A 23314-nucleotide genomic window follows, 5' to 3' on the forward strand; every position below is an offset into this window, starting at 1 on the left:
GCATTTTGGCAACACAGTAATTATAGAGGTTTGATCATGGCCATTTTATCACAAGACGAAGCCAAAGCGTTGCTGACCAAGGTAATAGGTTATTCAAAAGCTGAAGCAATTGAATGTAATCTGAACGGCGAGGTAAGCGGCAACATTCGTACGGCGCGGAATACAGTCAGCACTGCCGGGGAGCTGAACGATACGATTCTTACGGTGCAGTCCAGCTTCGGAAAGAAGCTCGGCACCGCCAGCACAAATGAGTTCACTGACGAAGCGCTGGAGCGTGTCGTTCGGCGCTCGGAAGAGCTTGCTGGCCTAGCCCCGGAAAATCCGGAGTTCATGCCTATTTTGGGCCCGCAAGATTACGTGGATGTAAAAACATATTTCCAGTCAACCGCCAACGTCGACCCCAATTGGCGGGCCAATGCAGCAGATGCCAGCATCTCGGCTTCCAAGTCTAAAGGGCTCGTATCTTCAGGTTTCCTAAACGATTCTTCCACCTTTGCTGCGATCATGAATAGTAAGGGCCTGTTTGCTTATAATCGGGCCACCGACATCAATTTTTCGGCCACCATCCGCACCGCTGATGGCAAGGGCTCAGGCTGGGTCTATCGGGACTTTCACGACGCTTCATTGATGGACACGAAGGAAGCGTCTGAGGTGGCCGCGAGAAAAGCTATTGCCAGTGCCGACGGCAAAGCTATGGAGCCTGGAAAATACACTGTTATAATGGAACCCGCAGCAACGGTTCAGCTATTATTGAACATGTTCAACGCCATGGACCAGCGACAAGCGGACGAAGGTCGTAGCTTTCTCAGCAATAAATCTGAAGAAGCGGGCGCACCCACAAACCGGCTTGGCCAAAAGATGTTCGACGAACGGGTGAACATCTATACAGACCCACAGGACACAAATGCCCCGACCCATCCATTTGCCGGTGATGGCGCAGCCTTCAAGCGAACCGACTGGATTAAAAACGGTGTAATCAACGCCATGCCCAACTCCCGCTACTGGGCGCAGAAAAGCGGCGTGGATTACGTCCCCACCCCCTTCACAGGCGGTGGCTTGTTTGGGGGAAGTCCTTCCATCAGCATGACCGGAGGCGAAGACAGCCTTGGTGACATGATCAAGGACACCCGCCGGGGCGTTCTTGTCACACGCTTGTGGTATATTCGTTCTCTCGATCCGCAATCATTGATGTACACCGGCCTTACGCGTGACGGAACCTTCTACATCGAAAATGGTGAAATCAAATATCCGATCAAAAACTTCCGCTTCAACGAAAGCCCGATCATCATGCTGAATAATCTTGAGGCCTTGGGCAAACCTCAACGCATACAGGGATGCATGATCCCTCCCATGAAAATTCGCGACTTTACCTTCAGCAGCCTTTCTGACGCTGTTTAAACTCGGGAGTAAGCTTAACGCCATAGGGGCGGTACGCCGCCCCTGCTCTTTTTAGTATTAAAGTGATCAACCGCCGTGCATCGTAGAAATTTCATAAAACTGATAGGAGCATTGGGCCTCATGACGCCGTCAGCACGCGCGGCTGCAATGGTCAGTTTGAAAAACGACTATGACTTTTATTTCACTCGGCTGAGCTATGAATCCGGAGACTGGGAGGTCGACGAAAGAACGCCTGCTAACATATTGAATTCACTGATAGAGTACACAACATTAAGGGTCGATCTAAGAGAGCGTGTCATTGCTCTGGAAGACCCCGAAATGCTGAGTTCGCCTTTTTGCTATATGGCAGGACACCGATTGGTTGAATTTAACAATGGCGAACGTGAAAACTTCGAGACCTATGTCAGAAATGGCGGCTTCATCTTTGTCGATGATTGTAATCATGACATTGATGGCCTTTTTGCCCGTACCTTTGAGCAACAAATGGCCGAGATTTTTGGCGAAGATACACTCGTGAAGATCCCAGACGATCATCCGATCTACTCCTCTTTTTTCAAATTCGATGGCCCACCGAATACCGGCCTTGAACTAAATGGCTGGGGGGATGATCTGGTGCATGATTACCTCAAGGCCATCGAGATAAATGGAAAGATTGGCGTACTATACAGCAACAAGGATTACGGCTGTGAGTGGGATTACGACTTTAGAAACAAACGATGGTTACGGGTCGATAACACCCGTTTTGCGGTCAATATCATAATTTATGCCATGACGGCTTAAGTTCGGCCGACATGCGGCAACAACACTATAAGCGAGTGATGAAAATGGATGAAAGAGCAATAGTGTCGAAGATTGCCAAGCTTGAAAGCGTTCTGGATGAGGCTGGAAAAGTAATTGTCGGACAGCGAAACATCATCGAAGAACTACTTATCAGCATATTGGCGGGGGGCCATTGTTTGCTTGAAGGCGTTCCGGGCCTCGCAAAAACGCTCATGGTCAACACTTTGGCAAAAACACTGGAACTTGATTTTCACCGTGTCCAGTTTACCCCGGACTTGATGCCCAGTGACATCGTCGGCACTGAAATTCTTGAAGAAGACCACAGTACAGGGAAGCGTTTCTTCAAATTCTGCAAAGGTCCTGTTTTCACTAACATTATGCTAGCGGATGAAATCAACCGAACACCACCGAAAACCCAGGCTGCCCTGCTTGAAGCCATGCAGGAGCAGAGCGTGACGTACGCTGGTAAACACTATGACTTACCGCGCCCATTTTTTGTGCTCGCGACACAAAACCCGGTTGAACAAGCAGGTACATACCCCCTGCCAGAAGCACAACTCGACCGTTTCCTGATGTTCATTCGCGTTGGGTATCCGTCGGAAAATGATGAGGTGGAAATTCTCAAGCGCACTACCGGCACGTATAAAACCAACTTGAATACAGTTCTGAACGCAGATGACATTACCGAACTACAAGGGCTAGCGACTGACGTCGACATCTCCCCCCCTCTTCTGGCTTATGTGGCCCGTATCGTTCGCGCAACGAGACCAGAAAACAGTGAAGTGGAAATGGTCGATAAATATGTCCGCTGGGGCGCAGGCCCACGAGCGGGGCAAGCTTTGGTCAAATGCGCGAAGGCAAAGGCATTAATTGCCGGGAGGTATTCGGTAACGCTCGGAGATCTGGAATTCGTCGCAAAAGCAGTATTGCGGCACCGAATTCTTCTAAGCTTCCAAGCTGAAGCCGAAAATATTGATGTGGAAGATATCATAGAGTCCCTATTGCGCGATGTAGACGGGCCAGAGAGCCCGTTAGTGTAGAGCGAGCATGACCAGACAGCGTTTCATTGACCCCAAAACCCTCGCGCGCGTCAAGGACATGCCCTTGATCGCGAAAACCGTTGCCGACGGCTTTCTGCATGGGCTCCACCAAAGCAGACAGCGCGGTGTTGGCATCGAATTCAGCCAGTTCAGGTCCTACGAGGATGGAGATGACCTTAGCCGAATAGACTGGAAACTGTTCGCGCGCTCTGATCGCTATTTTGTGCGAGAGGCTGAGCGGGAAAGTGAAATTGCTGTTTGGTTTGTTCTCGATACCAGTGCATCCATGGGCGTTACGTCGGAGGACGGTTGGAGCAAGATGGAATATGCCGCCCATCTTATTGCAACCCTGTCATATATCGCTTATCGCCAAGGTGACCGTATTGGCTTTCTGGCCCTGTCCTCAGACAAACAGCAGATTATACCACTTGGAAATGGTCAGCAGCACTGGATGAGCATCCTCAAGACACTCGCCCTGCTTCAGCCTGGCTCGCCATTTCCATCACCACAAAAGGTTGCTCACCTTCTGAAGCCACTTCAAGTACCCGGCCTGATATTTTTGATTAGTGATTTCTATCAGAATGACGATGAAATCTATGCCTTCGCACGTTCACTGACCAGCCCCAAAACGGATCTCAATGCCATACATGTCACTAATGACGAAGAGGAAAACTTTCCCTTCAAAGGCATTATCAGGTTTGAGGATGCGGAGAGTCGTGAGCAGATATTGGTCTCCGGTTCGGAAGCGAGAAACATTTACTTAAAAGCTAAAACAGAATTTCAAGAGGATCTGGAGCGCTGGTGTGGAGAGCAATCTATCGCTTATACATCCGTAAACGTAGACTCACCTTTGGACCAGAGCGTTTTTGATTTCCTTAAGACGCGCGAGCGAGGAGCACGCTAGTATGCTCGGCACCCTCGGACAATTGGCGCTGACGAATTCGGCCGCATTAGCTGCTGCAGGCGCCATTTTGATACCCATTGTCATTCACCTCTTTAATCGGAGCAAGGGTAAGCGTGTCGTTATCGGGTCAATCCGGTTTGTTCTTGAGGCGCAAACAAAACGCATCACCGAATTGAAAATGATGCATCATCTACTCCTTGCACTGCGCGTGTCGATTCTGGCGTTATTAGCGCTGTTTCTCGCCGGACTATACAATACAAGCCCCAAAACAATTGACGGACCGATATACTATGTCACCCCTGCCTGGCTGCAAGCGGCGCAGGAAAGCGAAATCTCCCAACTCGAACAAACCTCGGAAGGTGCGCACGTTTATCTGCTTAGAGAAGATTATGCGTCACTGAACGAAGCCAAAAAACAGGAAATGGAAGCCGGGCAAACACCTTCAGGCTTTCAGGCGCAACTTTTACTGCATCGGTTGACAACGATCTCCCACAACGGGGAGGTCCATGTATACGCATTGAAAAGCAGTAACGACCTTGCAGAAATTCAAGCCCTTAGCCAATATCCGGTGAATTGGCACTTGAAACCCTCCCTTGAAGACCGATCTGATACCCTGCCCCCCATTCGACTGCTAATCATCAAAGACGCTTCGATTGAACGCCAGTTACTTGCAATTTCGCAGGCTTTAAAAGTAATTCAGACCAGCAGAAACGTCATTATTGAACCATTCATCTCAGACGGCCGCAACCAAACCGCACAGCTCCCAGGTTCCTTGAATTGGATCATTGTGAGCGAAACCACCGACAAGGATATCATTTTACCGTTACCGGACGCGTCAACCAATCTATTGACACTCGCGGCTGATAATCGAAATGGTCCAGGGTATAAAGCCAGCCTTGATGACTACCCCTTCACGCGCTTCACCGCAGACGTCAACGATCCGACCACTTCGCAAATGAATACCTCGATATGGCGTACGGATAATGGGCTTCCGTTAATGAGTTTGGCCTCATATAAAGGGCATGACGTTTTTAAGCTGCACTTTCCCCTGACCGGGGCTTTCGACAGCTTGGCTAACCAACCCGATTTCCCCCAAGTATTGCTTAGGCTCCTGACACAAAAAAAGCCTGACACTGATCTTTATCCGTCCATAATGATTAACGCCCCCCAAGCTATGACCTCTGGCAGCATGGTAGAACTGACCGCCACGCATGAGGGGAAACGGCTTGTTTTAAGTCGCTATATCGCGATTGTAATCTTCGCCCTCTGGCTTCTTGAAAGATGGCTCGTCGACCGGGTGCGCGATGACTGACACTCCAGAAAAAATTGAGCTGCGGCCTCAATTGAGGCTAATTCGTGCAAGGTACGCGCTTTCGTGGTTTCTACGTATTCTAGTGCTCGTCGCCGCGATAAATGCGATTGGTGTCTGGTCCGGGTTGGATGTAAAATTAATTTTAGCGAGTTCAGTAGCCGCCCTTGTGGTCGGCGGTACAGCTCTTCTTTTCACTAAACGATATCGAAATATTACGGCCAAAAACTTTCTCATGCATTTAAATCGGGTCACTCCCGCATTGGAAGAGAGTGCCCAACTACTCCTGAAAAATCCTGCAGAACTATCTGGCCTGCAAAAGCTTCAAGCCAAGCGCGTTCGCGGGCGATACGAAGACACACTGAGACGGCCGGAGCTATGGTTACCGCCACTTCGGCTGCGTGGCACCGCAGGCCTCATATTTATCTGTTCCTTCTTGGCCGTTATGGGCATCTTACGTGACACGTCACCAACTCCCAAGTTATCTGCTTTACCGGCCAGCAACCATTTATCTTCTTCGCCAGCAAGCATTTTGGATATGCAGATTACCGTTATCCCCCCCCACTATACTGGACACCCGACGCTGGTGTTGAAATCGGCAGACATTGAGGCAAAAGAGGGTAGCCAAATAATATGGAGCATGCAGTTCTCGAGAGAGGATGGCGTGTATTTCATTAAAGACACTCAGGGCGAACGTTACCCACTCATCCGAGATAGGCGAAATACGCACTCGGTAACACTACCAGCGAAAAGCACCCTGCTTTACCAATTCGTGCAAGAGATAAATGGCACAGAAACACCAATAGGTGGCCTATACACTTTGGCCGTTCATCGGGATGCTAAGCCGGTCATTCGGCTCATCAATCCGAAGGGGACAACACTGGAATTCGCCAAGAATGACCTACCCCAATTTTCCTCCGTTGCCGACATCTCCGATGATTTTGGCGTCAGCTCCACCTACATATTAGCGTCAGTAGCAAAGGGAACAGGCGAGGCCGTCAAGTTCCGTGACGAAGTATTCAAGTTTGACTCTTCGCATACCGATGCCCGGCAAAACGGTCTGTACACTAAGGAATGGGATCTACAGAAACTGGGCATGGAACCAGGTGATGAAATCTACTTTTCTGTCGTAGCCCACGATAATCGCGCCCCCAATAGCCAAGAAGCGAAATCCGCGACTGTCATCGCAAGGTGGCTTAATGATGAAAAGGCTACGATCGGGGCAGAGGGCATCGTAAGTGACTTCATACCGGAGTATTTCAAAAGCCAAAGACAGATAATAATAGAGACCGAACAGCTAATAGCCGATAAAAAAACGCTTGATGCTGCCACCTTCTCCCGCACCTCTCAGAGTTTGGGCCAAGCCCAAAGTGACCTGAAACAGCGCTATGGACAGTATCTTGGCGATGAATTTGGTGAGGGTCCCGGGGAACAGCTTAGTGACCGTTCAACCTCTCACAATTCTACTGACGACCAGCACAAGCATACCGAGGTAAAACATGACAATGAGACCGCAGAAGTGGCACCTCCCGAGGTTGGCCATCAGCATGAAGTTGAGAACCTGAACAGCCGACACGGCTCTGCAGAAGCCCTTATCCAGCGATTTGGCCACGCGCACGAAGATGCTGATATCGGCCCCATAGCCAAACGCGACCCTAAAACACTCATGAAAAAAGCTGTCAGCATAATGTGGAACGCCGAGTTGCATCTTATGCTGGCCAATCCGGAAAAAGCCCTCCCCTTTGAACGTGAGGCACTAAAATACCTGAAACTGGCAAAACAAGCCGACCGCATTTACGTCAAACGGCTTGGCTTCGAGCCGCCCCCTGTCTCCGAAAAGAGCAGACTGCAAGGCGACTTGAAAGAGATAGAGAGTTACCACAAAGCCCCTGTGGGCGGTTGGGAAGCATCTGAAGAGCAGAAATTGATTCAACGTGTTTTTAACGCGCTGAATCAAGATCAGCCGATCTCGAACGCGGAACGGGAGAACATCACGCTACTGAGTAAAAAATTTATCGAACTTTCCCAGCACAGACCCGCTTTCATAAAACATGCCGCAGTCTTGGAAAAAATATTATCCGCCGGCACCTTCTCTCTGAAAGACTGTCCGGAATGTGTTTCTAATTTGCAAGCCGCTTTATGGGACATGATTGATATGAGTGTGGCTCCACCCCTGTCCGGCTATGGTTATCATGACACAACTGATCCGTTCACCGAAGCTAGGAAAGATCCATGACAGTTTTGGGTTGGTCCACTGAACTATCCACTATTTGGGTCCTGCTCTGCCTGTTTCTAACACTCGGGTCTCTATTTGTCTCCGCGCGCGCGTTACAGCAAAGAGTGAGGAGCAGAGTACGTCGAGCGGCGATTTTTTCCACCAGCGTAATCGCGCACTGCTGTATCCTTCTTTTGCTGTTTGACCCTCAAGCAAGGCGTTTGCATGGTACCGATATATCCCTGATCACTGACAGTGAAACCAAAGAGGAAATATTTGGCAAGGCGACATATCTTGCTCCCGGGGTTGATGCCCCCAACGACTCCGAGGCTATAAAACTATCTAGTTTAGGCGCACTCTCTCTTTATGAACCACATATTAGCGCGCTTAGCGTAACGGGAAATGGACTGTCAATTACAGACTGGAAACAAATACCTGAAACATTGGACGTGATGTGGGAAAATCACCCACCACTCTATGGTCTTGTCGATATGAGATGGGACAAAGTGACCTACCCTGGAACGTACTGGTCTTTGTCAGGGGTGTATATTCCTGAGACACAGTATCAATCTGATAACCTATACTACATTACGTTGCTCGACCCCGCTGGCAGAGAAGTCTCGGCCCAGACCGTAAGAGGCAACAGCTATTTTTCAATGAAAATCAAGTCCAAGACAACCGGCACCCTAACTTATAACTTAAGGGTTACAAACCGAGATGCCACCACGATAGCCGATGAAAAAGTAACTATCCATGTAAAGCGTCCCAAACCTGCTCGCATCATGATCGTGCAATCCTCGCCCAGTTTCGAAAGCCGACACTTTGCACAGTGGGCAGCATCCTTTCAAACAGAACTTATTTCAAAAACCACTATTAGCAAACAGCGCTATATTACTCAGGCGGCCAATATAGACCCCCTTCCCCCTATGTCAGAGTTCACACCGGAGTTGTTGGATAAACAAGATTTTATAATTATCGACGCACGTGCCTATGATCAACTATCCAACGATGATCTGATTGCAGTCCAAAACAGCGTGGAAGCTGGCGCTGGCATTCTTCTACTGGCAGATTCGAGCCTGATCAGCAGTGAAGCAGTCAAGAGAAGCAGCCTGCTGAGCGGTTTTCAGTTTCAGGAAAGCGACGCCCTGCTGGCAAGCAGCGTTCCAGTTTGGCGTAATAGTATCAATGAAGCTGCTCTTCCTGTGATGCCGATTTTAATCTCAAATAGCCATAGCCAAGATATTGTGACCGATACAGATGGCGTTTCGATAGTTAAAATGAAAAGATTCGGTGAAGGCATGGTGGCTGTATCACGCCTACGCCAGACCAACCGATGGGTAACACAGGGTAATCGGGAAATATATTCGCACTACTGGTCATACCTCATGATGCATATTGCAAGGCGAAGGGCAGAAAATGAATTTCTACCCCCTCAGCCTAGCTCTATAACCCGTGTGGGCGAAAGCGGTCTTATATGTGCACTATTGACAACTACTGACCCGCGCATGACGGTCCAACAAAGAGATAGCGGTTATAGTGACACTCTGACATTGACACAGGACATCTCGGGCTCACAAAGATCATGTAGTCATTTTGAGCCACCCCGAGCGGGTTGGTATCTCATTACGCTGTATGATCGCGATTCAAAGGTTATTGATGATCTTAAACTTTTTGCAGCCGAAAAGACGGATTGGAGAGATAATGAACGCTGGCAGCGACAGACGGCCACGCAGCATCGCTCGTTGCGCCGAAGCACGAAGGAAACACTAATAGCGAATGGAACAACGGTAAGCGTATTCCAGCATGTCTGGCTATGGTTATTGTTTTTACTCTCGGCCTGTGGTCTCTGGATAGAGACAAAACTACGTTAAAACACCAGCCTGTTGAATCTCCATTGAGCTTGTTTCCACCTCAAGTTAGAATAATTTTCTGCCACGGTTAACAATTAGGGAAGTATCATGCGGAAGAAAATCTGGGCGTTATTATCGATGTATCTGCTCAGCGCTGTGCCCGTTTATGCTGATGAAATTCTGATGGCTGATGATGACTTCAACAAATTTGTTTCTCAGGCAAAGCCTGGCGATGTCTTCGCCGTATACCCCGGCATCTATCGCTTACCCCGCACGATAAACCTTGAGGCATCTGGAACCGATGGGGCGCCAATCACTATCCGGCCATCGTCAGCCGGCAAAGTAACCATAGAGGTACCAGTGACGATTGGTTTCAAGGTGCTCGGGAGCAACTGGATCATAGAGGGCCTCGATTTTGTAGGCGTCTGCGAAAACGACAACGCCTGCGAACATGCAATTCAAGTTTTGGGGCGCGCGGACAATCTTAAAATCATCAACAACCGCATGATTGATTTCAATTCAGCAATTAAAGGCAACGGCCAAATCATTGAGGAAAAACAATATTTTCCCGACAATGTTCAAATCGAAGACAACCACATATACAATCGACGGCCAAGGAACACCGGCAATCCGGTGACACCAATTGACGTCGTCGGTGGCCGCTTTTGGCAAATCAAGCATAACTTCATTGCTGATTTCGCCAAAGGCGGCGGTAATAACATCAGTTATGCCGCCTTTTTGAAGGGCAACTCTGACAACGGTATATTTGAACGCAATCTAGTCATTTGCGAATGGCGCCATCAAGGAGGGGTGAGGCTCGGCCTATCCCTAGGAGGGGGGGGGACATCAAACCCTAAATTCTGCCAAGGCAGATCCTGTAAGATTGAACACTATAAAGGCACTATTAGTTCAAATGTCATCATGAATTGCCCTGCCGATGTCGGAATTTATCTGAATAACGCCGCTAATACGAGGGTAATCAATAATACAATTCTCAATACTGCCGGTATAGATGTCCGCTTCTCAGGGAGCTTTGCTCTTATCGCCAATAATATAATCGAGGGGCGCATCAAGGGACGGGACAAAGGTCGATACCGCGAGCTAAATAATATTGTCGAGCGTGACCTTGATCATTTTTTTCCAGGTCAGCTCAAATATGATCTCTCCCCTCTTGAGCCAGAAGAGTTAATGCGTGCAGCCAAAGGGCAAGGCGGCGTGGACTTCTGCACAGGTCAACCTCAAGAAACCTGGGTTGGGGCGTTCTCTTCGCCGCTTTCATGTCGTTTGAGCGAAATGACCTCCAAAGCTACCATCGATAACTAATCTCAGATTTCCGATTGCTGCCCGCGTTCTTTTGTACGTGATTGTATAATCACTACATCTTTTCTTAAACTTTAACGGTTTGTTGAAAGTTACGTGGTTTAATGCAACTCATCAGTGAGGGTAAAAACCTTACATAGCCAAATATACCAAGGACCAATGAATGACAGTCACGGATAAATTCTGGGGAGGATTTCTGTTAATCTTGGTTATCCCAGCTACGCTGATCGCGTTTCCGGCCATAGAAGTGGTTGTGGTTCTTGGAATAGTTTTGTTGTTATTTGGCGTTAGAATGCTATCCAAAAAGCGTCGTCGCTGTAATGCATGCGGCCATGTGTTTCATTTGAGCATCCCAAGAGTCATCCTGATTGCACGCAGAAAACTTCACTGCCCCAGATGCGACAGCCACCTGCGGAAGACATCATCGATTTGATAAAAGCAAATAACTACTAATACGCGACTGCTATCCCCTCGCGTAGTTGTATTATCTGCGTGACTTGCTCATAATCCAGTGCGGTATCCACGTCGATCGCGGCCTCTGCAAACGGCAACCTGACAGCGAAGGCATCTACCCCTAGCACACATGAGGCGCGCTCAAAAGCCTGATCAACAGTAAAGCGCTTGAATAACAGGCCCACCAGATTTCTATACCCAAAGGCCTTAAAAAGTTTCCATGGTTTTTTACGCTTTTGTTCGAGTGCTCGCCAGAAGTCCAATACCGGCAATGATTCTTTTGAAATAAATGCAAATAGGTTTGCCCCGGATAGCTGGGTTTCTTTAAACGGCAGGTAAGTCCGCTTTGAACCCGGATGCGCGGCATCCAAATAGCTTCTCTCAACAAAACCTACAGCTAACCCACGCTGCTTTCGTGCATCTTCACAAAAGCCGTCTACCATTACAGGTGTAAGTAAGGCGTGATCTGCAGTGGTGACTAGGTATGGCCATTCGGCACCCGCAGCTTCGATCGCAGAAGCAACGCTACAACAAATGGTACCAGCACAAGGCATGACTTCTACGGCGACGTCACCAAAGCCATCCTTTAGCTCAGGACACGCAGCAAAAAGCATTTCTGGTTCGTCGAATACGACAACTACTCGTTTTACTGAGCCTGAACTCGCCAACGCCCTTACCACTCGGGAAACCATAGGCTCGCCACAAATGGGGACCAACGCCTTGAATTGCCCGCCAATCAACGCGGCGACAGGATCATCATCTCGTCGTGTACCTGCCAGAACGATTGCTGTGAAATCACGCAAAGGCTGATTTGCTGCAGTTTCGTCTTCAGTTTGAACGACTTTTACGGGATATTTATTTGCCTCAAACTCATACACGGCCATTTCGTTCATATGCCCCGTCCCCCCTATTATAAGAACTTTTCGGTTCTCATTACTTTAAAATAACGGCCACTCCCCCAAGCACCGCTCAACACCATAGTCACATTATTCTTAGACGGTTGTCTTGGAGAACGCAATCTTATGCTCTTTCATATGAAGGCTTTTCTACCGACAATGCTTCCCGCCACCCGAGCACCCACGCGGCAGCTACCAACCAGCTAGCTACAATATCGGTGGGCCAATGCACGCCAAGATACACCCGACTAACCCCTGTGGACACTGCAATCACTATGCATAACCAGAAGAGAACCCGTGACATGTTTACCGGTATTCGATTAACCAAAAGATAATATATAAGAAAATAAATGCCTGCGGCGCGCAACGCATGACCACTGGGGAAACTATTGCTGGAAACATTGACGATATGTTCAAAGACATCCGGACGGGCGCGCGCGAAAACCAGCTTTAAAAGAGGGTTAAGAAGAAAAAGCCCAACAATAGAAACTAATCCGGCAACTATTTTGTCTTGGTTAGAAGTAAGATACAGCCATGCAAGAGCCCCTAACGACAACACAATCAGAGTAACCGTGTCACCCATATGGGTGACGAGCATTATAAGAGAGGAAGTAAGCGCAGTCCCTATCGGTTCCCCGTGCTCTGTCCGGAAAGCGCTCAAACCCCACTGGTCGAATTCTCCAAGGTACCCCTGAAACGTCAAAACTGCCCATCCCATAAAGCAAACTGTTGCAATCAGGCTCGCTGATCTATTGGTCATGAAGTAGTGCCCCATAATTTTATGATATTTATTGCTGCGATCTAGCCGCCGGTGCATTTTGGCGGACAAAATAGAAGTGGTTTGGATTGAAGATTTGTTGCTGGATGGCCCAGAAGCGGTCCGTCGCAATAATATCAATTCCATTTGCATATAGCGATAGATACTGCTCATTTTGGCCTGTGCGGGCGAGTTCTTTATCAAGCCCGAATGTACCAGAGATCACACGCCAGCCACGCTTATGTATTTCTTTGTAAAATGTAGTGCTTTTTTGATCAGTCCCGGTCCAGGCGATGATTTTTGCTGGATTGATGCCACTTCTCTCAACCGTGGCAATATCGGCGGTGTCATACATCGTAATGGTCAACATCATTTCAGGCGCAATCTTGTGGAATTTCTGAGCCTGCTCAACAGAATAAGTAATTGCGACCGTATAGTCCTCTGCCTCAGCAGTCCTTACCGCTTTCGCCACACGGGTAAAATCTGTGCCTGGTTTAATATCCAGCGTTAGAATCGCTTTTTGCTTTGCCCACCGAAGTACAGACTCCAGGTGCGGCACCCGATAATCGGTTTCTATTCCTTCATTATCAACAAGATACAAAGCTGCAATATCTTTTTGCGTCATTCTCGAGATAGACCCCGTGCCTGTTGTGGTGCGATCCACCGTATCGTCGTGCATCAAGATCAGTCTACCATCCATGAGTTGGGCTACGTCTACCTCGATTAAACCAAACCCGTACCTAAGGGCGTTATCCATCGTTTCAATCGCATTTTCCGGGTATCCGGGCGCGGGTCCTGCGCGGTGATGGCTTATCAGCGGCATACGCATCGGATGATAGCGGAAAAAATTGGATAATCCGCCATCCGACAACTGGATATAAAACCTTGCGTTGGGGTCGGTCGGGGTGGGCACTTGTTCTGCTGCAACAGAATAACCTACCGAAAAAAAGGCCCAACATACTAAAGAGAAAAAGTGCTTTCTAACCATTTCACTTCCCAAGGATTAAATGAATGCGCTCACATAGCTTGACGATATATCGTTAAGGCACGAAGCTGACATAAAGTTCAACACTATTGATGAGAAATATGATGCCACAGTCCTATTCTATTAATCATCTGCTCGAAATTATGCGCCGCCTCAGAGACCCAGAAAATGGCTGCCCTTGGGATGTAGAACAAACTTTCTCAACAATTGCACCCCATACTATAGAAGAAGCATATGAGGTCGAAGAAGCCATCCGTGCTGACGATATGTCTTCACTTAAGGATGAACTGGGCGACCTTTTATTTCAAACTGTGTTCCACGCACAAATGGCTGATGAGTTGGGGCATTTTTCATTTGCCGATATTGTGCATAGTATATGTGAAAAAATGGTCCGTCGGCACCCACATGTTTTTGGCGATGCAGATATCAAAACATCAGACGCACAAGTTACAGCATGGGAAAACCAGAAAGAGATCGAACGCACCAAAAAGGCAAGCGAACAAGGACGGGCAGTTTCTGTGCTTGACGGAGTTTCCATAAGCTTGCCCGCTCTGCAGCGAGCCCTGAAACTGCAACGGCGAGCAGCCCGAGTCGGTTTTGACTGGCCTCAAACAACGGACGTACTAGATAAAATTCGGGAGGAAGCTGCAGAACTCGTGGAGGCAGCAGAAAATAACGTCGATACCACCCACATCAAAGAGGAAATGGGCGACTTATTATTTGTAATGGCAAACTTGGCGCGACACCTCAATTTAGATCCTGAAGAAGCCCTCAGAGGCACCAATGCCAAATTCGTACGGCGCTTCCAACGCATAGAAGCGCTACTCGCCGAACAGGGCAAAACCCCCTCTCAGTCAACCCTTGAAGAGATGGATAGTTTGTGGACCCAAGTCAAAACCGAGGAAAAGACTACGCAGTAAAACTTTCATGAGCGCCTGTTAGAATATTTCGCCCATGCTACAGGATCAACTAATACCTGAAACCGTATGCCATCCTCCCCTTGCTCCTCAGAGAGGATGCGGGAATTCGCATGCAACCAAGCTTGTGTTGCACCGTCTGAGTAAGGCACTGTCATCTGTATATCCAGATCACCAGTACCAAGCAGCTTGTCCACAGCTTCAATCAACCGTTCACAGCCATCACCGGTAAGGCCAGATATTGCCACAGTACGACCCCGCCGCTCATCGAGCGCCAGAAGTGCAGCCTGTGCCTCATTATCCATGAGATCAATTTTATTCAGCGCTTCTATGACTGGGGTGCCCTCACCTTCTTCGGCCAGTTCAACGCCCAACTCCGCGAGCACACCCTCCACATCAAGTTTCTGTATATTGCTGTCGGGGTGAGAGGCATCCCGAACATGAATGATAAGATCCGCTTCACAGACCTCCTCTAGGGTCGCGCGAAATGCAGCAACAAGTGTTGTTGGCAATTCGGAAATAAACCCTACCGTATCGGACAGAATAATACGACGCCCATTCGGCAGGTCAAGCGCCCTCATCGTCGGATCTAGCGTCGCAAAAAGCATATCTTCCGCCAAAACCTCAGCCTTTGTAAGCCTGTTAAATAGCGTTGATTTACCTGCGTTCGTATACCCGACAAGCGCTACAATCGGATAGGGCACTTTCTGTCGACGTGCACGGTGAAGCGTTCGGGTACGTGTCACTTGTTCAAGCTGGCGTTTGATGCGTGTAATACGATCGGCGATAATGCGCCTGTCTGCTTCGATCTGGGTCTCACCCGGCCCCCCCATAAAGCCTGATCCCCCACGCTGGCGCTCAAGGTGGGTCCAAGATCTCACGAGACGGCTACGCTGATACTCCAGATGGGCTAGTTCAACTTGAAGCTCGCCTTCTTTGGTGCTGGCCCGCGCGCCAAATATCTCCAGAATTAACGCAGTCCGGTCAATCACTTTTGTTTTGATTTCGCGTTCAAGATTGCGCTGTTGCCCTGGTGATAGTTCGCAATCAAAAATGAGCAGATCAACCTCATTATCAGCGACAAAGGTCTTGAGTTCGGCGATTTTCCCCACGCCAATAAGCGTTGCAGGGCGCCGTTCGCGCAAAGCAACAGTCTCTCCGCCGACAAGTTCGACATCAATCGCGAAAGCGAGCCCCATAGCCTCCTCAAGCCTGGCCTCGGGCGAACGCTTTGTGTGGGATGTGCCAGCCCGGTCCCGTACAAAAGGATGTAAAACATACACCTTCGACTTGGCTTCCTGAGCCTGCAGGTAGCCAAGGCCTTCTGTAGACCAGCCACCACCCGGCCGTTCGGCCGAACGGTCATCAGTCTTTTTTGTCAATTAACCCTCTAAGTCTTTTTCGGGCTCAAACAACTGCACCGGGCCCGACGGCATCACTGTCGAGATTGCATGCTTGTATACAAGCTGGGAATGCCCGTCCCGGCGCAACAATACACAAAAATTGTCGAACCAAGTGATGACTCCCTGAAGCTTTACGCCATTGACTAAAAACACCGTGACCGGCGTTTTGGATTTTCGAACGGCATTGAGAAAGACGTCCTGGAGGTTCTGATTTTTTTCTGACATGGACTGTCCGTTTGTTATATGATTTTCTAATTATACTTGCCTTAAGAGCAATAGCCCGCATCACCTGTTTTCTAGCGGTGGTAAAGCCACAGTTTAACCCGTCACCGATGATTACGCGCGGTTACATATATGTCAGACGTTGCTAGTTTTGGTCAACAGGCTTTAAGATAATTATCTGCTTGGCTAAGAATGTTATCCGCGCCACATTGATCTCGCAAAAAGAGCAAGGAAAAGGGAAGCCTCCACGCGCCCGACTAGCATCAATATCGACAAGACAATATAATCAGCACCCTGCAGACCAGAAAAGCCAGGAAAATAAGGGTCAATAACAGCTGCAAGTGGCCCGGACAAAGTAAGTGACGAGAGCGAAAGGGCAATGGCTTCCCTGAAACCTATCCCCAATATCGCAAGAACCAATGCTCCCATCGTGAAGATCAGCACAAAACCACCAACCAAAAGCCAAACTGCCTCAACATCCTTTGCCTGGATCACCTCCCCATCATACCGTAAAGTACGAACGCCATGAGGATGCGCCAACCGATCAACTTCACTACGACCCAACATATAGATAACGCTTGCGCGCAATTGCTTTAATCCGCCTGAGGTCCCTGCGACCGCCCCTCCCAAACAAGTCAGTAATATAATGATTATTGAAGCTGGAAGTGAGTCATCAATATTTGCACCGCCCGCAGCTTGAAACCCTGTAGTTGCCAATGCGGATACAGCCGAGAACACGCTATACCACAGGTGCGACCAATGGCTTTCCGCAGACAAAAAGAATAATATGATCACAGCAAAAGCTGCAACCAGCATCAAAACGCGCGTTTCTTGACCAAATGTGCCGCGCAACCGTAATTGCTTGAGACGCGCATATTGCATGTCCCAGTTCAGGATCGCGATTAGCGAAAAAAGGGTCACAATAAACTGTACCCAACTACCCGCGATCACATGACCAGATGTTGGCGTGATACCCGTTGTGCTAATTGAGGCCATCGCCAACATCGCCGCATCACCAAAACTCTCCCCACCCAGCATCAGAAGTAGACAACACATCGCCGTATAGAACACATATATGGGCAACAATGTTTCGGCCGTGGAGCGCAAACGAGGGTAACCCTTGTCGCTGTCGCCATATGGCAAGGGCGAATGATGCAACTGCAGCCCACCGCTGTTCAGTGCAGTTAACAACGACAGGGTAATACACACCGACATAAAACCACCAAGCCAAGAGGCAAGAAGCCGCCATAATTGAAGCGCCTTCATGTCTTCTACATTTCCTTCATATGCACTGGCTCCGGTTGTCGTCACCAGCGACATCCCCTCAAAGAAAGCAGCAATAAGCCCCTCTGACGGAAACAAAAAGAAAAACGGCAAGCCAGCCGCGAAGGCTAGGCAAATGCCGCCGACCAACGGCAAAAGGATCGTGAGTTTACGAACCCTCACACGGACGGAGGAACGGAAGCCCAGGTAAAGAGACCCTCCCACCAACATGACAATAGAAATGGAGACAAAGAAGCTGCTTGCTATCTCGGCTTCACCAAGGAACAGCGCCGTGAAGAAAGGCACGAACTGTAGCAGCCCCAGAATCAGTATCCAGCATCCAATCAAGAAGAATAAGCGCCCGACCCACATGGTGCGCGATCAGAAAAGATCCGCGCGAGCGGAAAATAGTTGTTCAATTTTTTTAACCGCCTCAGACAGTGCTAGAATAACGACACGGTCCCCGCCTTGCAGCATGGTGTCTGAATGAGGAACAATTGCCTCCTCTCCCCGGACTATCATGCCAAACTTGACATCCCCATGAAGACGCAATTGAGCAATCGACTTGCCAGCAACGGCCGACCCCTCAATTACCTCGGCTTCGATAATTTCTGCCTTGCCCTCGAAAATACTATACAGGTCACGAATGCGACCCCGTCTTATGTGTCGTACAATTGAAGAGACTGTAGTTTCCCGAGGGTCCAGCGCCACATCAATCCCAAGAGAGCCAACAAGGCTTCCGTATATCGGGTTATTCATCAAGGTGATTGCCCTGGGACACCCTTGTTGTTTCGCAAGCAGGGAAGACAGGATATTGACTTCGTCGTCATTCGCAACGGAGACGATCGTATCCGCCTGCGATATGTTGGCTTCCTGCAGAATTTCCCGGTCCAGCGCATCACCATTAATGACGACAGCCTGCTTCAGTTTCTCGGCAATTAGAGATGCCCGCTCTTTGTCAAATTCGATGATTTTAACATTAGTTTTTGCGTTATCCTCCAGTAGCTGAGCCAGAAAAAGCCCAATATTGCCACCACCAACGATAACCAATCGCTGCGCTGCTTTTTCTTCGTGTCCAAAAACCGCCATCGCACGTTCTGTCATTGTTGCATCCACGGCGATATATATCGCATCTCCGGCTTGCAACTGATCATCACTTCGCGGCACAAAAATCTTGTTTGAACGGACCACAGAAACGACCGTAGTTTGCAGGTTCGGAAAAAGTTCCGTGAGTTGTCGTAGTGGCGTATCTACGACGGGACAGTTCTCATCAAGCACAAGCCCAATTAGTCGTACCTTACCATCAACAAAAGGCACCATATTAAAGGCACCAGGCACCTGCAGGCGCCGGTGTAAGGCCTGTGCAACCTCGAGTTCAGGGGAAATAATGACATCGATGGGCATGTTTTCACGCGAAAAGAGATCCGCCCACATCGGTTTCAGGTAGGTTTGATTTCGAATACGTGCGACCTTTGTCGGGACACTGAACAGCGAATTGGCGACTTGGCAAGCAACCATATTGACTTCATCTGACCATGTGACCGCGACCAATAGCTCAGCATCTGCAGCACCAGCTTTGGCCAGCATTGATGGGTCGGAGGCATGCCCAACCAGCGCCTGAATATCAAGCGATTCACTAATCTTGCGTATCAGTTCAGGAGAGCGGTCGATAACTGTTACGTCATTTTGCTGATCCGCCAAATGTTTTGCAATATTGAAACCAACCTGACCCGCACCACAAACTATTACTTTCATAGCATTATACCAATTTTCTGATGTTTTTGATAATCAAGCTATTCAACCTCATCAGCCTTGCCGCTACCTGTGAGGCCAAGGGATTTAAGCTTACGGTGTAACGCTGATCGTTCCATTCCAATGAAGGCTGCTGTACGTGAAATATTCCCGCTAAACCTGTTTATCTGTACTTTAAGGTATTCCCGTTCGAACGCTTCCCGAGCTTCCCGCAATGGTGTTGTCATGATGGCGCTATCGCCACCAGAGTGCAATAGATTGCTTGAGCCTGTTCGCACTTCCTGAGGCAACAAATCCGCGCCTATTTCATTGTCGAATTCATCTGCTCCCATGATCACAAGGCGTTCCATGATGTTCTTCAACTGACGAACATTACCCGGCCAATCGTATGATTGCAGAGCAGCAATCGCGTCATCAGCCAACCTCGCTTTCGGCCTGCCGGTCGCTTCCGCCAACGCGTCGAGGAAGTTTTGTGCCAGCATAGGAATGTCTTCCCGCCGCTCAGACAATGACGCCATTTTAAGCGGCACCACGTTAAGGCGGTGATATAAATCTTCTCGAAAACGACCATCTCTGATTTCCACCAACAGGTCTTTGCTGGTCGCAGAAATCACCCGGACATCCACCTTTACGCCAGTATTGCCGCCCACACGCTCAAAGGCCTGATCTGTCAAAACACGCAATATTTTAGCCTGCGTTGGCAAGGGCATATCACCAACTTCGTCGATAAATAATGTACCACCGTGCGCCCGCTCGAACAGGCCGGTCTTTACAACCCCCCCGTTTTGTTCAACTCCAAACAGCTCCTGCTCCATACGGTGCGGCTCCATAGATGCAGCACTAATGACTACAAAAGAACTGCTGGCCCGGTTTGACCGGGCATGGATTTGCCGTGCAGCGACTTCTTTGCCGGAACCGGAGGGTCCGTGTATCAACACCCGACTATTTGTCGCCGCAACTTTCTCGATATTCTGCCGCACATTATTAATCGCTTGGCTTTTCCCTGTTATATCAACAGAAAAGGCAGAGCGTTTCTTCAGTTCTTCATTCTCTCGCCGCAGCCGATCAGCCTCGGTGGCTCGCAAAATTGTCAGCAACAAATGATCCGCCTCAAAAGGCTTCTCAATAAAGTCATAGGCGCCTTTTTTTATCGCCGCGACAGCAGTTTCAATATTTCCATGCCCGCTTATTACTACGACAGGCAGGTCTCGGTGCCGCGATTTTACCAGCTCCAATATTTCCAACCCATCAAGTTTGCTGCCCTGTAGCCATATATCAAGCACCATAAGTGAGGGCAGGCGTGCTTCAATTTCAGCAAGCCCGCTATCGCTATCATGGGCAGTACGTGTTTTGTACCCCTCATCCTCCAGGATACCGGAGACAAGTTCACGGATATCTTCCTCGTCATCAATTATGAGAATATCAAGTGCCATATCTTGGCCTACTCCCTAGTATTCATTCAGCAGCAACGCCGCCTCTTTTTGTTTTATGATCATCATCAATGTGTTCGGCACGCGATGCCCGCTTTTCGAGGGCAGTATGCGAAAAAACAAGAACCGCCCTGGCCCCCAAAGGCGCACGGTCCGCCAAGCGAACAATTCCGCCATGTTCCTCCATGATACGCCGGACGATGGCGAGGCCAAGCCCTGTCCCCTTAGCCCGCGTCGTGACATAGGGCTCCATCAAACGATCCTTTTGATCCTGAGGCAGGCCCAGCCCATTGTCATCTACCCTGATTTCTGTCCGGTCTTCATCCTGGGTGAGTTCCACTTTAATAAATCCCGGTTCCACGGTATCCGCAGCTCGTTCTATATCACGTTCAACACGCGCGGAGACTGATTCTACGGCGTTTTTTAGAATATTGGTCAGAGCTTGGCCAACCAATCGACCATCGCATTTGATACTGTTGATATCCTCTGCCATACGCGTGATAAACTGAATCCGGCTAGCCGCAACGTCCTGCAAGAAAACCGACTGTTTTACAACATCCGTAATGTCGGTCTCTTTCAGTATGGGGGCTGGCATGCGAGCAAAGGATGAGAATTCATCCACCATGCGGCGCAGGTCTCCGACTTGACGAATGATCGTATCAGTGCACTGACTGAAGACCTTGGTATCGCTAGAGATTTCCTTCAGATACTTGCGTTTTAGTCGCTCAGCGGATAGCTGGATAGGCGTCAGGGGGTTTTTAATTTCATGTGCAATACGGCGGGCAACATCCGCCCAGGCAGCTGTTCGTTGATCTGCCAATTGCTCCGTAAGGTCATCAAAAGTTACCACATAACCTCCGATAGCCGTGGTATCACCATCGCCACGCTCGACAAAAACCCGCACCAACAGTGTCCTTGTTTCGCCGTTGACATCAATAAGTACTTGACCTTTCACTTCCCCCACCACGCTATTTTCACCTTGGCGCAACAGCTCTTTGAACTCAGGAACCACCTCGTGAAGCCGCCGACCGATCAGATCTTCATAAGAGACCCCCAGTAGGCTAGCGGCTGAGCGGTTGGGTAGAAATACGGTTCCGTCCTGCTGCAAACCTATCACGCCCGCAGATACGCCTTCCAAAACCTCTTCAAGGAAGCGACGGCGCTCATCTAGCTCCCTGTTCGCCTCAATCAAGGCATCCTGATGCCTGGCGATCTGGTCAGTCATGCGATTGAATGCACGGCTAAGCATACCAACTTCATCGCTCGTGGGAGGGCTAGGCACCCGAGTAGCCAAATCACCTTGCCCTACCCGTTCGGCAGCATCAACAAGGTTGGATAGCGGGGTTACCAGCCGGGCGGAAAACCAGAGCCCAATCCATATTGCAGCAAGCAGGATCAACAATGCCACAATGATAAACACGACGTTGAATTGCAGTTGAATATTACTGCGCTGCCCTTCAAGGCTTTCGTAATCGGCGACCGCGGAGCGCGTCGCCTGTAAATACCCCAACACCTGAGGATTGAGGTCTCTTGCGACATATAAATAGGTCGGGCGCAGGAAGCTTGAGAGCTTTGTCATGCCTACAACAGTGTTGTCTGCCGTATTGGAGGCCACAAAAGTTCCATCCTGCCGAACACGATCAAGCATGCTTTTCTGTAACCGCGACGTAGTTAACTCCAACCCCTGATTGGCCCGTGCGACCACTGCTCCTTCAGTATCCAAGTCTTGCATTTCTATCAGCAAAACTTCGGATAACAGGCGGGTGTTGAGCGCACTATACGCCACTTGTTGTAAGGTTAGGCTATCTGTCTGTTGAAGTGGCGACAAGCGGTTGAAGGCGAGCGCTATAGCCTGCATATCTTTCTCAATTGTGGCCCGATGTTCAATCATATAGGTTTCAGCGACTTCAAGTGAATTGTTGAGTGCTGACCTCACGCGCTCACTAAACCAAGACTGAATGCCGAATTCCAGAAACAGTGCAGAGAAAACAGTCATGATGATCGGCGGCACAATTGCAATCGCAATAAAAAAGCCCGTAACCTTTGTCTGCAGCCGCGATCCGGCTGCCATCCCTTTGCGCGACAACCAAATTCGTACAAACCATCGACCGATCGAGACCCCCAAAGCCAAAAGCAAAGCAAGGTTAATTGCCAGCAAGACGCGCATAGTGCGACCAGAGGCAAGCTCAAACGGCCCAGACTTGCGCGACATAACGATATAAGTCGTAATCGCGGAGATGACGGCAAGCACAGACAGCAAAATTTCTATGCGCCCTGCGAGCTTAAGGCGACGTGACCATAGAATAAATTTCGCCCATCGCCGGTTGGGCAATGTCAGGAAGCCCGGCTTTATCTCCGGTTTTGCTGGCGAATTTTTATCAGACATGCGACCCATGATGCATATTTGTCACAATTGTTCC

At 49.2% G+C, this 23314-nt stretch carries 18 protein-coding genes; 9 read left to right on the forward strand and 9 right to left on the reverse strand.

Going from position 1 to position 23314, the window contains the following annotated elements:
• Positions 1-36: 36 nt before the first annotated feature.
• The 8 genes from ACN0VM_RS00715 (at position 37) to ACN0VM_RS00750 (ending at position 10819) form a co-directional block, all read left to right on the forward strand.
• Positions 37-1398 carry a TldD/PmbA family protein gene (locus ACN0VM_RS00715; protein ID WP_417448911.1) on the forward strand — a complete coding sequence of 454 codons (1362 nt, stop codon included), beginning with the start codon at positions 37-39 and terminating at the stop codon, positions 1396-1398.
• A gap of 120 nt (positions 1399-1518) precedes the next feature.
• Positions 1519-2178 (forward strand): DUF4159 domain-containing protein, encoded by a 660-nt coding sequence (locus ACN0VM_RS00720; protein WP_417448912.1) that lies wholly within the window; start codon positions 1519-1521, stop codon positions 2176-2178.
• A 44-nt stretch (positions 2179-2222) separates the two neighbouring features.
• Positions 2223-3218: an AAA family ATPase gene (locus tag ACN0VM_RS00725; RefSeq protein WP_417449028.1), complete on the forward strand. Its 996-nt coding sequence runs from the start codon at positions 2223-2225 to the stop codon at positions 3216-3218.
• A gap of 58 nt (positions 3219-3276) precedes the next feature.
• Positions 3277-4122: a DUF58 domain-containing protein gene (locus tag ACN0VM_RS00730; protein ID WP_417449029.1), complete on the forward strand. Its 846-nt coding sequence runs from the start codon at positions 3277-3279 to the stop codon at positions 4120-4122.
• Position 4123: 1 nt separating this feature from the next.
• Positions 4124-5434 (forward strand): BatA domain-containing protein, encoded by a 1311-nt coding sequence (locus tag ACN0VM_RS00735; RefSeq protein ID WP_417448913.1) that lies wholly within the window; start codon positions 4124-4126, stop codon positions 5432-5434.
• Positions 5427-7667: a DUF4175 family protein gene (locus ACN0VM_RS00740; protein WP_417448914.1), complete on the forward strand. Its 2241-nt coding sequence runs from the start codon at positions 5427-5429 to the stop codon at positions 7665-7667. Before ACN0VM_RS00735 ends, ACN0VM_RS00740 begins: the two co-directional genes overlap by 8 nt.
• The gene (locus ACN0VM_RS00745) at positions 7664-9517 is read left to right on the forward strand and encodes a hypothetical protein (RefSeq protein WP_417448915.1); all 1854 of its coding nucleotides are present in this window, start codon (positions 7664-7666) and stop codon (positions 9515-9517) included. The genes ACN0VM_RS00740 and ACN0VM_RS00745 overlap by 4 nt, the downstream gene beginning before the upstream one ends.
• An 87-nt stretch (positions 9518-9604) precedes the next feature.
• Complete coding sequence (locus ACN0VM_RS00750) at positions 9605-10819, forward strand: chondroitinase-B domain-containing protein (protein WP_417448916.1); 1215 nt, start codon at positions 9605-9607, stop codon at positions 10817-10819.
• 446 nt (positions 10820-11265) lie between these two features.
• Here the strand turns inward: ACN0VM_RS00750 and ACN0VM_RS00755 are convergent, their stop codons facing one another.
• From ACN0VM_RS00755 to ACN0VM_RS00765, 3 genes are all read right to left on the reverse strand, one after another.
• Positions 11266-12162, reverse strand: a complete 897-nt coding sequence (locus tag ACN0VM_RS00755; RefSeq protein ID WP_417448917.1) for a nucleotidyltransferase family protein — start codon at positions 12160-12162, stop codon at positions 11266-11268.
• Positions 12163-12289: 127 nt separating this feature from the next.
• Positions 12290-12925 carry a phosphatase PAP2 family protein gene (locus tag ACN0VM_RS00760; RefSeq protein ID WP_417448918.1) on the reverse strand — a complete coding sequence of 212 codons (636 nt, stop codon included), beginning with the start codon at positions 12923-12925 and terminating at the stop codon, positions 12290-12292.
• A 28-nt stretch (positions 12926-12953) separates the two neighbouring features.
• Positions 12954-13910 carry a glycerophosphodiester phosphodiesterase family protein gene (locus ACN0VM_RS00765; RefSeq protein ID WP_417448919.1) on the reverse strand — a complete coding sequence of 319 codons (957 nt, stop codon included), beginning with the start codon at positions 13908-13910 and terminating at the stop codon, positions 12954-12956.
• Positions 13911-14011: 101 nt separating this feature from the next.
• Between ACN0VM_RS00765 and mazG the strand changes: the two genes are divergently transcribed.
• A complete protein-coding gene (gene mazG, locus ACN0VM_RS00770; RefSeq protein ID WP_417448920.1) occupies positions 14012-14827 on the forward strand; it encodes a nucleoside triphosphate pyrophosphohydrolase in 816 nt (271 codons plus the stop codon).
• A gap of 5 nt (positions 14828-14832) precedes the next feature.
• On the opposite strand, the gene hflX is transcribed toward mazG, so the two are convergent.
• The 6 genes from hflX to ACN0VM_RS00800 form a co-directional block, all read right to left on the reverse strand.
• The gene (hflX, locus tag ACN0VM_RS00775) at positions 14833-16206 is read right to left on the reverse strand and encodes a GTPase HflX (protein ID WP_417448921.1); all 1374 of its coding nucleotides are present in this window, start codon (positions 16204-16206) and stop codon (positions 14833-14835) included.
• Positions 16207-16452, reverse strand: a complete 246-nt coding sequence (hfq, locus tag ACN0VM_RS00780) for an RNA chaperone Hfq (protein ID WP_020398945.1) — start codon at positions 16450-16452, stop codon at positions 16207-16209. It abuts the gene before it with no gap.
• 192 nt (positions 16453-16644) lie between these two features.
• Positions 16645-18084, reverse strand: coding sequence for a potassium transporter TrkG (locus tag ACN0VM_RS00785; RefSeq protein ID WP_417448922.1), 1440 nt, complete (start codon positions 18082-18084; stop codon positions 16645-16647).
• Between the two features lie 9 nt (positions 18085-18093).
• On the reverse strand, positions 18094-19467 hold the full coding sequence (gene trkA, locus ACN0VM_RS00790; RefSeq protein ID WP_417448923.1) for a Trk system potassium transporter TrkA: 1374 nt from the start codon (positions 19465-19467) through the stop codon (positions 18094-18096).
• Between the two features lie 38 nt (positions 19468-19505).
• Positions 19506-20897 (reverse strand): sigma-54-dependent transcriptional regulator, encoded by a 1392-nt coding sequence (locus ACN0VM_RS00795; protein WP_417448924.1) that lies wholly within the window; start codon positions 20895-20897, stop codon positions 19506-19508.
• Positions 20898-20919: 22 nt separating this feature from the next.
• A complete protein-coding gene (locus tag ACN0VM_RS00800) occupies positions 20920-23280 on the reverse strand; it encodes an ATP-binding protein (RefSeq protein ID WP_417448925.1) in 2361 nt (786 codons plus the stop codon).
• Positions 23281-23314 lie beyond the last annotated feature (34 nt).

Origin of the sequence: Kordiimonas sp. (assembly GCF_048260245.1) — a bacterium.
Taxonomy (GTDB): Bacteria; Pseudomonadota; Alphaproteobacteria; order Sphingomonadales; family Kordiimonadaceae; genus Kordiimonas.

Bases quoted from the DNA above. Each gene is read 5' to 3' on its own strand.
- ACN0VM_RS00715 (WP_417448911.1), top strand. From the start codon at position 37: ATGGCCATTTTATCACAAGACGAAGCCAAAGCGTTGCTGACCAAGGTA.
- ACN0VM_RS00720 (WP_417448912.1), top strand. From the start codon at position 1,519: ATGACGCCGTCAGCACGCGCGGCTGCAATGGTCAGTTTGAAAAACGAC.
- ACN0VM_RS00725 (WP_417449028.1), top strand. From the start codon at position 2,223: ATGGATGAAAGAGCAATAGTGTCGAAGATTGCCAAGCTTGAAAGCGTT.
- ACN0VM_RS00730 (WP_417449029.1), top strand. From the start codon at position 3,277: ATGCCCTTGATCGCGAAAACCGTTGCCGACGGCTTTCTGCATGGGCTC.
- ACN0VM_RS00735 (WP_417448913.1), top strand. From the start codon at position 4,124: ATGCTCGGCACCCTCGGACAATTGGCGCTGACGAATTCGGCCGCATTA.
- ACN0VM_RS00740 (WP_417448914.1), top strand. From the start codon at position 5,427: ATGACTGACACTCCAGAAAAAATTGAGCTGCGGCCTCAATTGAGGCTA.
- ACN0VM_RS00745 (WP_417448915.1), top strand. From the start codon at position 7,664: ATGACAGTTTTGGGTTGGTCCACTGAACTATCCACTATTTGGGTCCTG.
- ACN0VM_RS00750 (WP_417448916.1), top strand. From the start codon at position 9,605: ATGCGGAAGAAAATCTGGGCGTTATTATCGATGTATCTGCTCAGCGCT.
- ACN0VM_RS00755 (WP_417448917.1), bottom strand. From the start codon at position 12,162: ATGAACGAAATGGCCGTGTATGAGTTTGAGGCAAATAAATATCCCGTA.
- ACN0VM_RS00760 (WP_417448918.1), bottom strand. From the start codon at position 12,925: ATGACCAATAGATCAGCGAGCCTGATTGCAACAGTTTGCTTTATGGGA.
- ACN0VM_RS00765 (WP_417448919.1), bottom strand. From the start codon at position 13,910: ATGGTTAGAAAGCACTTTTTCTCTTTAGTATGTTGGGCCTTTTTTTCG.
- mazG (WP_417448920.1), top strand. From the start codon at position 14,012: ATGCCACAGTCCTATTCTATTAATCATCTGCTCGAAATTATGCGCCGC.
- hfq (WP_020398945.1), bottom strand. From the start codon at position 16,452: ATGTCAGAAAAAAATCAGAACCTCCAGGACGTCTTTCTCAATGCCGTT.
- ACN0VM_RS00785 (WP_417448922.1), bottom strand. From the start codon at position 18,084: ATGTGGGTCGGGCGCTTATTCTTCTTGATTGGATGCTGGATACTGATT.
- trkA (WP_417448923.1), bottom strand. From the start codon at position 19,467: ATGAAAGTAATAGTTTGTGGTGCGGGTCAGGTTGGTTTCAATATTGCA.
- ACN0VM_RS00795 (WP_417448924.1), bottom strand. From the start codon at position 20,897: ATGGCACTTGATATTCTCATAATTGATGACGAGGAAGATATCCGTGAA.
- ACN0VM_RS00800 (WP_417448925.1), bottom strand. From the start codon at position 23,280: ATGTCTGATAAAAATTCGCCAGCAAAACCGGAGATAAAGCCGGGCTTC.